Origin of the sequence: Pontibacter liquoris (assembly GCF_022758235.1) — a bacterium.
Lineage (GTDB): Bacteria > Bacteroidota > Bacteroidia > Cytophagales > Hymenobacteraceae > Pontibacter > Pontibacter liquoris.
On sequence record NZ_JALEBG010000001.1, the window covers coordinates 1257843 to 1271514 of the forward strand.

Consider the following 13672-nt stretch of genomic DNA (forward strand, 5'->3'; position numbering starts at 1 on the left):
CAGCATGTTCGGCTGGCGCCTCACCCGTTGCCTGTCCAAGTCCGTTAAAATATTTTATTTAGGCGTAAACAAAAACCAACTTTCCCTAATATCTAGGAAATTCAGAAGTATGAAAACACGATAGTTCGTATACCGCGTCTAAAAATTTTTAATGGAATGAAACTGGAAAACCGCAGGCAAGAAGTATTACCGTTTCCGCATTTCCTGATCAGGCTGGGGCGTTACGGTCTTTTTGCTTTTTGTTTGATCGCGTTTTCTGTTCTGGTCGGGACAATCGGCTACCATCATTTTGGGCAAATTTCCTGGCTCGACAGTTTCCATATGGCTTGTATGATCTTAACAGGAATGGGCCCCGTCGTCGAAATGAAATCCGCTATTGCAAAAATATTCTCGTCCTTTTATGCTTTATACAGTGGCGTGGCATTTTTAAGTATAACAGCCGTATTCTTCACGCCCATAATTCACAGGTTGCTGCACATCTTACACGTTGAGCAGCGCGAAGATGCAGCCTGATTATACTGCCTGAAACCAACAGATTGCATTGATTTTGTAACAGGATCGCTGCCTGTAATTGCTGACCAATAGCGGAATAGCGAATAGCAAACTATATCAATATATTGAAGCGGCCCGGGCACGAAAACCACCATGTAATACCCGTGTTGATCAGCCTAAAAGGAAACCCAAGTACATAAACTATAAGATGGATACGATAAGCTCTGTTAAATTCCGGAAGATCAGGCTCTGTGTAACGGCTGCCGTAAGCATTGCTATCTGGGTACTGCTGGCCTGGGATCATTTTCATGGAGGTATACCCCGCCATCATATTTTAGCCAACGAAGCGCTGCCCGCCATTTCAAATGCCTGGGGTGGGCTTTTGCTTCCTTTGCTTACTTGGTTCCTTTTGTACCGTATTCAAATGCAGGCCTTGGGTAGCCAGGATGCATATGACATAATAATCAGCCGCTTCCGACGCCAGCTATACAGGTTTACAGGTGCCTTGTTATTTGGCGTGGTGCTCTCCGCTTTCTTTACCACCGGGTACGCCGATATATGTGGCTATTTGGTTTTAGGGCTTTTCCCCTTAGCCCTTGTCATCCCCATTTACCGGGCCGAGTGTGTATTGGGATTTGTGTTTGGCATGACCTTTACTTTTGGTGCCATACTTCCCACGGCGTTTGGGTTGCTGTTGAGTCTAGCAGGGGCGGTGCTGTACCTGTTTATCCGACCCGGCTTATGGTATGTTGGGACCCGGATTGCGCTGGTGAGGCAGCAAAGGCCATAAACCGCAATACGCCAAAGCTACAAATTATACTTCTATCTGAAGGAAGGCTGTATCTTCGTTTCCCCCTTGGTTTCCATTAGGCTCGTCCGCCTACATCAAGTATAAAAGACCGAAGCTTATTACCGTAAGCAGCCAATGAGGTACTACAGCTTTTCGGGCAGGAAGAAGTAGTCGGGAGCATACAGCCTAGGATTTGAATAACCAAGGTCGTTCAAGGATCGGTTTAGCTTAAAACTGATGCAGGCCTTTAAAAATCAGGAAAACCTTTCACGAAAGAAACGACTACAATGACTAATATCGGATATGACTTCTGACGGGTGAAAAGCTAAACCAAGTTTTTAGATTCTAGTAAAGCCTGCTTGCTGTAAAAGGTTTTTTGCGCGCCGCCACCAGCCATATGCTCATGCGTGTTGCATCATGTGCAAGTAAATACTCTAATGGCAGCAACTATGAAAACACAGATCAATTCCCTGCAAGAGCTGATGGCAGCGCTCGCGAATCCTACTCCGGCCACGCTGGAACTTCAAACGTCCATTCTCTGTCCTTACGCGCTCACCCTGCCTGCTGGCTTTCGTTTGACGGGCACAGACAAGGATTCATGCATTTTAAGTTTCAGCAACAGCGATGGGATTGGGCTGACGGCCGATAATGAGGTAACGGATCTTACCATACAAACCAATCCGAACAACCGGGCCATTTATTTGCTCAGCAGCCAGGCCGACCTGGGCACATTAACGCTGAAGAATCTTACCATCACCGGGCAGGTGCAAATCTTAACCAGGGCGGGCACTAACAAGACCCAGCTTATTGCCGACAATATCGATGTGGTAGCTTGCGATGCCCGCCGGTATTCGGAGCAGCCGCAGAAATACGGGGTAAATGTGTACCAGGGCGCGTTTACGGTTTACAATTTCAATAGCGATACGGAAAGCATGATCAAGGCTACTTTAACCAACATCAGCCTGGGACGCAAAGGAGCGCCGGTTATTGGTTCCGGCTTATTTGTGTGCGGCTTCGGCGACAAAGGGGGCTGGGTGGTTGCCGAGAATATCACCACGGGAGATATTTATTCGAACGGTATGTTGCCCTATGGCCAGCCTGATATGATCACCGCGGGCGTGTTTATTGTAAACGGCACCAAAGTGAAAAATATAACCCACACAGGTACTGTTACCACCTATGGCGTCAATGATATGGTGCTGGATACGTGGGGAGAAGTGGAAAAATGGTCGGCAGAGAAGCCCATCACCTCGTATGGCCCCAGCGGAATTGGCTTTGTGAATTTTGGTGTTGTAAATGAATTTGAAGCAAAAGATAAGATAGAAACCTTTGGCCTGGGCGCGCGCGGCTTTAATCAATACGACGGAACGGTTGCCAAAGCAACTTTTCATTCCTTGATTACGCATGGCAACGGCTCTATTGGTATGCAGGTGAGTAAACCGGTAGGCAGCATCACGGTTAAAAACGGCATTGTTACAAACGGCACCACAGGGCAAACACTGGTGAAAGGCGTTATTATGGAGCTTCCGGCTGACGGGGTAAGTATAAAGCCCGGCGGCGAGATCAAACAACTTTCTATTTCCGGCGGCATTACGACGCATGGCAACGAGGTGCATTCTTTTAGTGTGGAAGGAGGCCTGGTGCACCAACTGGATATAACCGGAGCGGTGGAAGCCAATGGGGAAATTCCGTTGCTGTGGCTGTTACTGCTAAGGGGCAAACACCCTTAACCAATGTTTCTGCCGTCTCAAAACAAGGTATAGCCGTCCAGATTGACAAAGGAACCGTTATAGATCGATCAGGATTGGATGCCAAAGGTGCAAAGGGAAACTTGGTGGAGAAATAATTAGCCTCATATAAATTCCCGCATACTTCGAACTGGTTATAGAAGCGGTGGCGATTTCGGGTGAACCCGTATACTTGTAAAGGCGGAGAAGAATAAGTGAAAGTTGTAAACCTCTTTGGCTAAAGTATAACAATGCAATCCGCCTATCTGCCTACCTTCGTCTGAAAGATCTACCCCTGGAAGTATGACCAAACTCTATATCAAAAACATGGTGTGCGACCGCTGCAAGCGGGTAGTGGCCGAAGAGCTCGAAAAGCTGGGGCACGAGGTGCTCGAGATCGGTTTAGGCGAAGCGGAAATTGCCGCAGACGCTCCTGATCTACCCGCCATACGCGAGGTGCTGGAAGCCAACGGCTTTGAACTGCTCGATGACCGCAAAACAAAGCTCATCGAACAGGTAAAGCTGGCTGTAATAGCCCTCATCCACGAGCGACCGCGCATGGACCTGCATGTCAACACCTCGGACTATATCGCCGGAAAAGTAGGGCTGGATTATAACTACCTGAGTACGCTGTTCTCCTCTTCCGAAGGCATTACGATTGAAAAATACGTGATCCTGCAGCGGATTGAAAAGGTAAAGGAACTGCTGGTCTATAATGAATTAAGCCTGAAGGAAATTGCCTTCCAGCTAGGCTATAGTAGCGTAGCGCACCTGTCAAGCCAGTTCAAGAAAATAACGGGTCTTACGCCCAGCCATTTTAAGCAGGTAAAAGAGCAAAAACGCAAAACCATCGACAAGGTACAGGACTAGCTTCTTCTGCGTTTATACTTTTTCTAGCGATAACTTGCTTTCCTGTAAGTTCGTTTACCCGTGCTGCTACAGACCTCAGTAGGGCAGCTTTGTTAGATGCGCTAAGTATGAATGAATCCCTTCGAATACGTTTGCAACCAGCGCTAAAGGGCAATGCCAGCAGTGCAATGTAAAATCCTGCACGGGCGCATTAGCTTAAACTAACGCAGCTTTCCCCATACATCAATCGTAAGGACAAAGCCCTATTTGGTGCCCCCGGTGGTTGCCCGGGTGGTGGTTACGTAAAAGTTGGGATCGGTTTTAAAGGTGGCGCCTTTTGGCACGCCCGGCAGCGCCTGCCAGGTGGTGGTCGGCGTCAGCCATTTTTCTTTTCCGTTCACAGTTACTTTCACCGGCATGTTAAAGCCGGTCACCGTGTTGGCCCACCTGTAGCTTAACTTGCCGCCAGCCAGCTGGTATTCAAGTTCCGGAATCCGTACATCGCGCAGATACTGGTCAAAAACCGGCGACAGGTCCCGGCCAATATGCTGACTCAGGTAATTTTCTATCTGCTGGGTGGTAACGGTCTGGTGATAAAAATCCTTGTTGAACCCCCGCAAAATACTGCGCCATTTTTCATCATCGTTTACAATTTGGCGGAGTGTATGCAGCATGTTGGCGCCTTTGTAATACATGTCGCCCGAGCCGCTGTTGTTTACATTGTAATACCCGATAATAGGGCGGTCGTTGCGGATGTTGGCGCGGGTGCCGATCACGTAAGCCGCGCTGGCTTCCTTGCCATAGTAATAATCCAGGAACAGGTTCTCGGAATAGGCCGTAAAGCTCTCGTGAATCCACATATCGGCAATGTCCTTGTATGTGATGTTGTTGGCAAACCATTCGTGGCCGGATTCGTGCACAATGATAAAATCGAATTTAAGTCCCCAGCCGGTTCCGCTCAGGTCGCGGCCCAGGTAGCCGTTCTTAAAGTCATTGCCATAGGTTACGGAGCTTTGATGCTCCATGCCCAGGTAGGGCACCTGCACCAGTTTATAGCTGTCTTCATAAAAAGGGTAGGGGCCGAACCAGTGCTCAAAAGCAGCCAGCATGCGGGGCACTTCCTTAAACTGTTTTCGGGCTTTGCTTTCATCGCCACGCAGCACATAATAATCGCAGTCCAGCAGGCCTTTTTCGCCCTTAAACTTTTCAGAAAAGTGCACATAGTCGCCCAGGTTCATATTAACACCATAGTTGTTGATGGGGTTGGATACAAACCAGTGGTAGGTTTTGGTGCCGTCGTTATTCTGGTCCACTTTGCGCAGGCGGCCATTCGATACATCCATCAGCTTTTCGGGCACTGTAACGCTAATAAGCATGCTGTCCGGTTCATCGTACATGTGGTCTTTGCAGGGCCACCAGAGGCTGGCCCCGTCGCCCTGGCAGGAGGTAGCGGCAAAAGGGTTGCCCTGGGCATCGTGTTTCCAGGTTAGGCCGCCGCTCCAGGGCGGGTTTTTGCTCACTTGCGGTTTGCCGCCATAGTATACATCCACACTGTTTACCTCACCGGCTTTCTGCGGAGCGGCCAGTTGTATAAACCATGCATTGCCATCATAAGTGTAGGTTAGTTCCTTCCCGTTCTGCATCACTTTTTCGATGGCCATGGGTTGCTGCAGGTCTACCTGCATGACCTGCTTGGGCGCCAGAACTTTGTACCGGATAGTGTTCACGCCGCGGATGGTGCTGTCGGCCGGGTTTACTTTTATGGCCAGGTGATAGTAGGCCAGGTCCCACCAGGCGCGTTCGGGCGTGATGGCGCCGCGCAGTGTGTCCTGGTGCGTGAAGACGGGTGTTTGCGAAAAAGCAAGGCTTGCGGTAAGTGTCAGCAGCACGGTAAAAAGGGAGCGGAGGAGCATGCAGGTTAGGTTTAGACGGTGGAATACAAAGCAGAAAGCCTGCCCGGGTGCTTACAGGGAATCAGCAGCTGGCTGCACCGGAGCCCGAAACACAGCAGCAAGATACGATTTTAGCAAGTATAGCCAAATACCCGGAAACCCGGCGTTGCAGCCGCCGCTACGAATGCGGGCAGCCCGGCCAAAAACAAAGCTGCCTCCCGGAAACCCAGGAGGCAGCATGCAACCATTTGCTAGCTATTGCCGGGTTTATACTTCCTTAACTATATCCTGGTAGTCTTTGTGCCGATTGAGGTAAGCCTCCACTACCGGGCAGGACGGTATTACTTTATAATGCTGCTCACGGGCAAAATCCAGGCTCGTCTGCACCAGCTTGTCAGCCATTCCCTGGCCGCGGTACGCCTGTGGTACAAAGGTATGGTCCAGGTCCATTACATCGTCTTCGGGGTAAGTATAGGTGAGTTCTGCCTGCTCGTCTCCGAGTTGCGCATAAAACCGCAAATCATCTTCATCATGTATCACTTCCATTGCCTTCTTCGGGTTTAGTTTCCTTCCTATACGCAGCAGCAGCAGGCCAGTTCTAAGCAGTTTGCCGGAATGCAGCCGGGTGGGGCTAACGGGAAACACCTCTCCCTAAATCTCCGGGCCTAAGTATAAATACGCAATAAGCCTTGCGCAACCTACGGCTGTAACCTAAGTGCAGGCAGGGTGTACCGCTTCAGGCAAACCTTATTTACGAGCCTGTAAAAGGCTGTTTGATGTCAGAACTTTGATGCAGGAGATTTCATCCTGAAACTAAGTAAATGAAGCAGGTAGCTGAGTATAAACAAGGATTTTATTAGTAAATATCACATTATCGGTATGGAAGCCGTATAAAGGCCTGAATTGAACAGAAGTTGTGGCAAAAGGGCTTTACAGGGCCTATTTGTAGGATTTTTTGCAGGATTAAACGGTAGCGCCAGAGCACAACAGGGAGCCACTACTTTGTACAGGCTTAGGATGAACAGAGAGGCGCGTGCGAGCATCCTGTAAATGACATTAAGCTGGTTAACCCGGTAGCTACCCGAATATGGAATAGCTGCCAGGTGCAGCATACTAAAATATATGAAAGAACAACGTGATAACCGGCCCGTGGAGAAATCCCTGAAAGAGTATGCCCGAGGCATAGCGGGGGGCTTGCTGTTCAGTTTTCCGTTGCTGTATACCATGGAAGTATGGTGGATCGGTTTTATCGTTACCCCGCTGCAACTGATCATGCTCATCGTAGCCACCTATATTTTACTGCTTGGCTACAACCACTTTGCCGGCATGCGGGCCGATGCTTCCCTGCGCACGGTAGTGATTGACTCTGTGGAGGAAATGGGCATCGGCATCTTGATCTCCTTTATTTTGTTGCTGCTGCTCAACCGGATCGACTTTGACAGTATGTCTCTGAGTGAAGTGGTCGGAAAGACGCTGGTGGAGGCCATGGCCGTATCGATTGGCGTATCGATCGGGACTGCCCAGCTAGGCGGCGGCAATGATGATGAAGAAGAAAAGGAGCGCGATGAAGTGAACAAGGCCTTTTGGGCAAACGCCAGCTGGTGGCAGCAAAAAGCAGGGCTGGTGGTGCTGGCTTTATGCGGCAGCGTGCTGATTGGCGGAAACGTAGCGCCCACCGAGGAAGTGACCATGCTGGCCTTTGAATCCACCCCGGTGCACATCCTGCTGATGGCGGTTTTCTCGCTGGTGCTGAGCGCGCTGGTAGTTTTCTTCAGCGATTTTAAAGGTACCGTACGCCGGACCGGTACCAACTCAGTGGCCATCGAAGTTATAACCGATACCTGCCTTACCTATCTTGTAGCGTTAGGCTCTTCGGCGGTGTGTCTTTGGTTCTTCGGGCGCTTTGATGGCGTCGTTTTTCAGGTAGCTTTTGCGCAATGCATTGTGCTGGGCGTGCTTTCGTCGCTTGGTGCTTCGGCGGGCCGGCTGCTGATAAAATAAAGTTCGACAAGGTTTTAAACTGTTTATGGATCATAAAAAGAACACTGCTGCCGACGACAGCAAAAATCTGCTGGAATGGGTGGTGTTTTATGTAAGCTTACTGTTAATTCTGATCATACTTGGTTACCTGGGCTACAAGGCTTATATCTATAAGCCCTCAGCCCCGGACCTGCTGGTAACCTACCGGCATGATCCTTCGAAGTATGCGCCTTACCGCTACCATATACAGGTAAAAAACCAGGGAGGCGAAACAGCCGAGGGGGTGAACGTGGAGCTTGTGTTAGAACAGGCCGGAGAAGAACTGGAGGCGGCAGAACTCCAGATCCCTTACTCGCCAAGAGCCTCCCTGCGGGAAGGGTGGGTGAACTTTAAAACCAATCCAATTACGGCCGACACGATAATAGCCCGGGTGATGAGCTATAAAAAACCCTGATCAGCAACTTAGCGCTTCAAGAAAAGAAAGGAGTAACAACAATGGCAAAGAAAAACGAACCAGCGCACGAGGAAGAGCAAAAAAAGCCTGAGAATGAGGCACAGCAGCAACAGGCGGTGAAGCACGGAAGGCGCAGGCTGGTATCCGCGCGTGGCAAAGAACACCAGGCGGCTCCTATCCCAAAGGGGATTCTGCTGGCCATCGGCGGCAAAGAGGACAAGGGTGAGCAGGACTTAAAAGAAGAACAAAAGCGAAACACGGATTTTGAGAGCTATGAGATATTAAAATACTTTACCTCCGAGCTAAAAGGCAGTAACCCCCTGATCGTTGTGGTGCCAACGGCCTCTAGTGTGCCGGCAGCCATTGCGCAGGATTATATCAAAGCCTTCAAAGAAATAGGGTATACCAATGTGGAGGTGCTTGACATCCGCAGCCGCCAGGATGCGAATAAGCCGGAGTTTGTTGAGCTGGTAGAGCGCGCTGCCGGGATCATGTTTCCAGGCGGTGACCAGCTGCGCCTGACAGCCATTTTGGGCGGCTCTCAGGTTTTGCAGCTCATGAAAGAGCGCTATACCTACGACGAGGGATTTATTGTGGCCGGTACCAGTGCCGGGGCCACGGCCATGTCCACGCCGATGATCTATGAAGGGGAAACCCAGGGAGGCTACATCAAAGGCGATGTGCGCATTACAACTGGGCTGGAGTTTATGAAAAACGTGGCCATTGATACGCATTTTATACAACGGGGCCGCATTGTACGCATGTCGCAGGCCATTGCTACTAACCCGGGGTGCATTGGCATCGGCCTGGAGGAGGATACAGCCATTTGTGTAGAACGGGGCAAAGACATCCGCGTACTTGGGAGCGGCCTGGTAACGATTGTAGACGGATTAGATATAACCACCACGAATATTTATGATATTAAGACCGGAGAGCCTTTCTCTGTCAGAGATATGCGGGTGCACCTGCTGGCACCAGGCGATACCTATGTGCTTCCGTTCTATGACCAGTTGCATATTTAAGCCCATTGTTGCCAACGAACGGTTAAAAAGCCCGGAGGTAAAGCTCAGCTGAGCTTTACCTCCGGGCTTTTTAACGTGATGCCCTTGCGGGCTGCCAGCCATTGCAGGGCAATATTTCCCTTATACTTGATATGGAGTTAATGAAAACGTTTACAAGGTATAAATGCCTGATCACCTGAAAACAACAGGCGTTAACAGGAAGGTAAGCACCAACGCTGCTGCCCCAGAAAGCAGGCCCCTGGCAAGCTTAATCGGTTAAATACGTGTTTATCTTTCGTCCTGCGGCTCTTTTAGCCCGTTTAATAAAGGGAAGCGATCTGTTTAAAAGACAGGGTAGCAGCACAAAACCAAAAGATCATGACTAGTTATAACGACCAAGACCCCATGGATTTGCATGAATCCGGTAATCCCCTGAGCCGGAGCGAGCAAAACAACAACAGCGAAGGGAGGGACGATGCCGCCCGCAACGTGGCCAGGCAACAGGATAATAAGAGCAGCACACCGGCCGAAAACGAGTCAGGCAGCAAGTATGGCTCCGGTTCCATGCGCGGAAACGAATCTACCACAAACCGTGGCAGCTACTCACAAGGCAATTATGAAGCGCCCCAGAGTGTGCCTAATAGCCATGAAAGGCGCCAGGGTACGCATGCATACAGCAATTTTATAAACTATAACTATGGCTCCCCAGAAAAGCAGCAGGATAACCCTGCCGGCGATGACAGCACCGGTAACAATCGCACTCCGACCAATCCTGACCAGGCATAAAGTCTTCCGAAGCGCCCTATTACAGCAGCGAATAATCTGAGCTTAGAGCTGTTCTCATAGATTTGAAAAGCCTGCAACTTTGCAGGCTTTTCTTTTGGCAACGCCTCTTTTCGTAGAAACCAGCGCGGGGCCAGGACATGAAAAGTTTGCGCTAAAATAAAAACCACTTTCATTACCAGCAGCAGCTGCCAGTAATGAAAGTGGTTAAACCTTTGGCTTGATGGTTGCTGAAAAAAGCTATTCAATCCATTTTGTACGCTTCTTTATAACAGCAGCCGGATACTGGCGCTGTAACTTCACGGTATCACTCAACTTGCGTACTAACTGCTGGGCATAGCCATCCGAATGCTCCAGTATACCGCCTTTCAATTTCCAACCCATGGGTATAAAACCAGCTACTTCTGTGGCCAGTACTTCTAAATTTGGTGCTACGACTATATTGTATTCCATCACGATTAAAACTAACTATACCCAAGGTATAATTTTTTTTAATACGTTGTATCGGCCAGCTACGAAAAAGTTGTTATTTAGGTTACAATCGTTTTAAATTTTATTTCTAAATAAAAATATTTAAATCAAACTAGCCTGTTATGGCTTATTATATAGGTTTAATGCTATAAAATAAAATATTCCGTTCTGCTGATTTCTAACATTAGTTTAAGAACAGCCTATATTTCAACATTGAAGACCGGCACACGCATAGGCAGTAGTAAATTATACTTATTTGCTATTTGTCCTGTGTTAAGAAGTTGATTTTAAAGCAGGTATGGCCTGTTTCGTCGCAGGTGAGGGAAAAGGTAAAGCCATGGTTTACCAGAATATCCCGAATCATGGTCAGGCCAATACCCTGGCCGTTTTTCTTGGTAGTATAAAAGGGGGTGAACAAATGGGGACGTACCTGCTCCGGAATACCGGCGCCGTTATCTGTAATAGTGAGCAGGGGCGGGTGGAGCTGGGTGCGAACCGTAATCTGGCTGTTGGGCTTGTCTATTGCTTCCAGGGCATTTTTGAGGATGTTGAGCAGCGCCTGCTCCATCTGCTGCCCGTCCAGCGGAACCAGGAGCGGCTGCGCGGCCAGCTGCCAGATAAAGGCAATATGGCGGCGTTCCAGCTCGGGCTGCAGTAGGCGGTGCAGGCTTTTGAGCAGTTCATGCACATCGGTCGGCTCTTTCAGGGGTTTGGGCAGGCGCACAACCTCGGCAAAGTTGCTCATAAATCTGCTCAGATTGGCATTGCGCTCCGTGGCTACCTGCAGCACGTGGGCAAAATCCGGTTGGTGCTCTGCCTCGAGCTGCGAAGTATAAAATCCAAGCGAGCCCAGGATGGAGTTGATGGCCCCCGTCGTATTGTTAACTTCATGCGACATGACCCGGATCACTTTTTCATAAGCCTGCCGCTCGTTTTGCAGGATCGCCTCGGTGAGCTCCTCGATCAGTATAAAATAGTGCTGAAAGCCTCTGTCGAGGAAATGGGCGCGGTGGCAGCGGTAGATCCAGGTGCCCTGTATGCGGAAGGTGGTAGACTGGCCGTTGGGCAGATCTTTTAATTTAGCGCCCCAGGCGCCGGGCAGCTGGCTCACATGCCGGCCCAGCAGTTCTTCGGGCTGCATGTTCAGAAAACGCTCTGCGGCCGGGTTTATACTTTCCACCTGGTTGTCGAAGCCCAACAGGATAATGCCGGCAGGGGAGGCCTGGATGAGCTTTTCGAGCAGGAAGTGCTTTTCGGCCTGGGCTACGCGCTCGTGCCGCAGCTGGTCTATCATGCGGTTATACACGTTTACCAGTTCATCGAGTTCACGCTGCCCTACAGCTGTAAATTTTGTTGAGAAGTCTTTGTCGCGGATAGACTCGATGCCGGCCAAAATCAGCTTTAAAGGTTGGAAAAATGCGTGGTAGAGCTGTGCCGTTACAAAGATCGAGGCAAGTATAACCAGCTCCATCACCAGGAAAAGCAGCTTGTTCTGCAGCAGCAGGAAGTAGGCCATCACCCCCAGCAGCGCATGTACCAGCACGGCAAAGAAAATGAACTTAGTCCGCAGGCTCATACGGGATGTTAAACTTATCGAGGCGACGGTACAGCGCAGCGCGGCTCAGGCCCAGCGCCCGGGCTACTTTGCTGATGTTATTTTGATAATAACTCATCGACTTCTTGATCATGGAAGCTTCTAGCTCATCGAGCGTCATGGTGCCTACAGCTGGCAGGGCTTTATCGCCGGGCTTGGCCGGGCTTTGCTGTGCCTGGGCCTGAAAATCATCCGCCTCCAGCATTTCATTTTCGGCCACCAGCACAGTACGTTCCACCAGGTTCTTCAGCTCGCGGATGTTGCCGGGCAGTTGCAGGCCTTTGAGCCATTGCAGGGCCCTCGGGCTTACCTGTAGGTCGGGGCGGTGATAGGTCTTTTTAAGGTTGTTTACAAAATACTGCACCAGCAGCGGGATGTCGTCCTCGCGCTCGCGCAGGGCCGGCAGCTTTACCTTGATCAGGTTAATGCGATAGTATAGATCTTCCCGGAATCGGCCTTCTTCCACCAGCTTGGCCAGGTCCTTGTTGGTGGCGCACACCACCCGGATGTCAAGCTTGCGGGAGCGGCTGTCGCCCAGCACTTCGTAGGTACGGTCCTGGAGCACGCGTAGCAGTTTTACCTGGCTGTTGAGGTCCAGCTCGCCAATCTCGTCCAGGAAAATGGTGCCTTTGTTGGCCATCTCGAAGCGGCCCACGCGGTCGGCCTTGGCGTCGGTAAAGGCGCCGCGTTTGTGGCCAAACATTTCGCTCTCGAAGAGGCTGGCTGAAATACCGCCCAGGTTCACTTTCACAAAAGGCTGCGCTTTGCGGCCGCTGTTGCGGTGCACGGCCTCGGCAATCAGCTCCTTGCCCGTACCACTCTCGCCTTCGATGAGAACCGAGGCATCGGTGGGTGCTATCTGGCCTATCTTTTTTAAGATCTGCAGGAGTTGTGGGTCCTGGCCCACAATGTTGCCCAGGTCATACTGCTGGTCCAGCTTTTTGCGGGTAAGGGCGCCCCCACTGGTCTCTGCCGTTTGCTCCGACAAACTCAGAGCGGTGCGCACGGCCTGCAGCAGGTACTCGTTGCTCCAGGGCTTGGTCACAAAATCGGCGGCGCCCAGCCGCATGCCTTCCACAGCAAGGCTGATAGAACCCCAGCCGGTGATCAGGATAACGGGCAGATCGGGCAGCAGCTTCTTGAATTTTGCCAGCAGGTCGAGCCCGTCATTTCCGGTGGTATCGATGGAAAAGTTCATGTCCATGATGGCCAGCTGAAACGCATGTAGCCCGGCCAGCTGCAGTGCCTCCTGCGGGTTGGCCGCTTCGCGGGTTTTATACCCCGCCTGTTTCAGCATCAGGCTGATCGAGGCTCGTACGGCCATATCATCATCAATTATCAGGATCATGGAGGTGAATTTCTGGTATAAATATAGCAAATTGTGGTAAGAGAAATTAGCTAAAATATAGCTATTGTAGCTAATACTCAAAGCTAACTTTTCGCCTCGCCGGCTGGGCCTTACTTTTCTTCTTGATAAGAAAAATAGAGGGCTCCTACCTCCGTAAGCAAAAGAATCAAGACGCTCCAAACTCGCTGAACGCTCGAACAGTGGAGTGTCAAAACGTACACTTGGCTGAAGCTTTATCCTCTGTAGCGTATGAAACTAAGGGTAACTATAGGGAAAAACCACAATGGTTTT

General features: G+C 50.3%; 13 protein-coding genes. 8 read left to right on the forward strand and 5 right to left on the reverse strand.

What is annotated here, in order from left to right; translation table 11 throughout:
• The first annotated feature begins 156 nt into the window (after positions 1-156).
• The 4 genes from LWL52_RS05165 to LWL52_RS05180 all read left to right on the forward strand — a co-directional run bounded on the left by LWL52_RS05165 (position 157) and on the right by LWL52_RS05180 (position 3879).
• Positions 157-513, forward strand: coding sequence for a hypothetical protein (locus LWL52_RS05165; protein ID WP_242917565.1), 357 nt, complete (start codon positions 157-159; stop codon positions 511-513).
• A gap of 187 nt (positions 514-700) precedes the next feature.
• The gene (locus LWL52_RS05170; protein ID WP_242917567.1) at positions 701-1282 is read left to right on the forward strand and encodes a hypothetical protein; all 582 of its coding nucleotides are present in this window, start codon (positions 701-703) and stop codon (positions 1280-1282) included.
• A 449-nt stretch (positions 1283-1731) separates the two neighbouring features.
• Complete coding sequence (locus LWL52_RS05175; protein WP_242917570.1) at positions 1732-3012, forward strand: hypothetical protein; 1281 nt, start codon at positions 1732-1734, stop codon at positions 3010-3012.
• Positions 3013-3312: 300 nt separating this feature from the next.
• On the forward strand, positions 3313-3879 hold the full coding sequence (locus LWL52_RS05180; protein WP_242917572.1) for a helix-turn-helix domain-containing protein: 567 nt from the start codon (positions 3313-3315) through the stop codon (positions 3877-3879).
• Between the two features lie 242 nt (positions 3880-4121).
• On the opposite strand, the gene LWL52_RS05185 is transcribed toward LWL52_RS05180, so the two are convergent.
• Positions 4122-5771: a M1 family metallopeptidase gene (locus LWL52_RS05185; RefSeq protein ID WP_242917574.1), complete on the reverse strand. Its 1650-nt coding sequence runs from the start codon at positions 5769-5771 to the stop codon at positions 4122-4124.
• A 246-nt stretch (positions 5772-6017) separates the two neighbouring features.
• Positions 6018-6296 carry a GNAT family N-acetyltransferase gene (locus LWL52_RS05190; RefSeq protein WP_242917576.1) on the reverse strand — a complete coding sequence of 93 codons (279 nt, stop codon included), beginning with the start codon at positions 6294-6296 and terminating at the stop codon, positions 6018-6020.
• A 576-nt stretch (positions 6297-6872) separates the two neighbouring features.
• Here LWL52_RS05190 and LWL52_RS05195 point away from each other — a divergent pair.
• The 4 genes from LWL52_RS05195 (at position 6873) to LWL52_RS05210 (ending at position 9971) form a co-directional block, all read left to right on the forward strand.
• Entirely contained in the window at positions 6873-7751 is an 879-nt protein-coding gene (locus LWL52_RS05195; RefSeq protein WP_242917578.1) for a TIGR02587 family membrane protein, read from the forward strand.
• 25 nt (positions 7752-7776) lie between these two features.
• Positions 7777-8184 carry a hypothetical protein gene (locus LWL52_RS05200; protein WP_242917580.1) on the forward strand — a complete coding sequence of 136 codons (408 nt, stop codon included), beginning with the start codon at positions 7777-7779 and terminating at the stop codon, positions 8182-8184.
• Positions 8185-8225: 41 nt separating this feature from the next.
• Complete coding sequence (locus tag LWL52_RS05205) at positions 8226-9206, forward strand: cyanophycinase (protein WP_242917582.1); 981 nt, start codon at positions 8226-8228, stop codon at positions 9204-9206.
• Between the two features lie 357 nt (positions 9207-9563).
• Complete coding sequence (locus tag LWL52_RS05210; protein ID WP_242917584.1) at positions 9564-9971, forward strand: hypothetical protein; 408 nt, start codon at positions 9564-9566, stop codon at positions 9969-9971.
• Between the two features lie 237 nt (positions 9972-10208).
• On the opposite strand, the gene LWL52_RS05215 is transcribed toward LWL52_RS05210, so the two are convergent.
• The 3 genes from LWL52_RS05215 to LWL52_RS05225 form a co-directional block, all read right to left on the reverse strand.
• Positions 10209-10421, reverse strand: a complete 213-nt coding sequence (locus LWL52_RS05215) for a hypothetical protein (RefSeq protein WP_242917586.1) — start codon at positions 10419-10421, stop codon at positions 10209-10211.
• 277 nt (positions 10422-10698) lie between these two features.
• Entirely contained in the window at positions 10699-12015 is a 1317-nt protein-coding gene (locus tag LWL52_RS05220) for a sensor histidine kinase (protein ID WP_242917588.1), read from the reverse strand.
• On the reverse strand, positions 11999-13381 hold the full coding sequence (locus LWL52_RS05225; protein WP_242917590.1) for a sigma-54-dependent transcriptional regulator: 1383 nt from the start codon (positions 13379-13381) through the stop codon (positions 11999-12001). The genes LWL52_RS05220 and LWL52_RS05225 overlap by 17 nt, the downstream gene beginning before the upstream one ends.
• Positions 13382-13672: the final 291 nt, after the last annotated feature.

Coding starts and splice junctions, on each gene's coding strand:
- LWL52_RS05175 (WP_242917570.1), top strand. CDS start 1,732: ATGAAAACACAGATCAATTCCCTGCAAGAGCTGATGGCAGCGCTCGCG.
- LWL52_RS05165 (WP_242917565.1), top strand. CDS start 157: ATGAAACTGGAAAACCGCAGGCAAGAAGTATTACCGTTTCCGCATTTC.
- LWL52_RS05180 (WP_242917572.1), top strand. CDS start 3,313: ATGACCAAACTCTATATCAAAAACATGGTGTGCGACCGCTGCAAGCGG.
- LWL52_RS05225 (WP_242917590.1), bottom strand. CDS start 13,381: ATGATCCTGATAATTGATGATGATATGGCCGTACGAGCCTCGATCAGC.
- LWL52_RS05200 (WP_242917580.1), top strand. CDS start 7,777: ATGGATCATAAAAAGAACACTGCTGCCGACGACAGCAAAAATCTGCTG.
- LWL52_RS05170 (WP_242917567.1), top strand. CDS start 701: ATGGATACGATAAGCTCTGTTAAATTCCGGAAGATCAGGCTCTGTGTA.
- LWL52_RS05205 (WP_242917582.1), top strand. CDS start 8,226: ATGGCAAAGAAAAACGAACCAGCGCACGAGGAAGAGCAAAAAAAGCCT.
- LWL52_RS05210 (WP_242917584.1), top strand. CDS start 9,564: ATGACTAGTTATAACGACCAAGACCCCATGGATTTGCATGAATCCGGT.
- LWL52_RS05215 (WP_242917586.1), bottom strand. CDS start 10,421: ATGGAATACAATATAGTCGTAGCACCAAATTTAGAAGTACTGGCCACA.
- LWL52_RS05220 (WP_242917588.1), bottom strand. CDS start 12,015: ATGAGCCTGCGGACTAAGTTCATTTTCTTTGCCGTGCTGGTACATGCG.
- LWL52_RS05190 (WP_242917576.1), bottom strand. CDS start 6,296: ATGGAAGTGATACATGATGAAGATGATTTGCGGTTTTATGCGCAACTC.
- LWL52_RS05185 (WP_242917574.1), bottom strand. CDS start 5,771: ATGCTCCTCCGCTCCCTTTTTACCGTGCTGCTGACACTTACCGCAAGC.
- LWL52_RS05195 (WP_242917578.1), top strand. CDS start 6,873: ATGAAAGAACAACGTGATAACCGGCCCGTGGAGAAATCCCTGAAAGAG.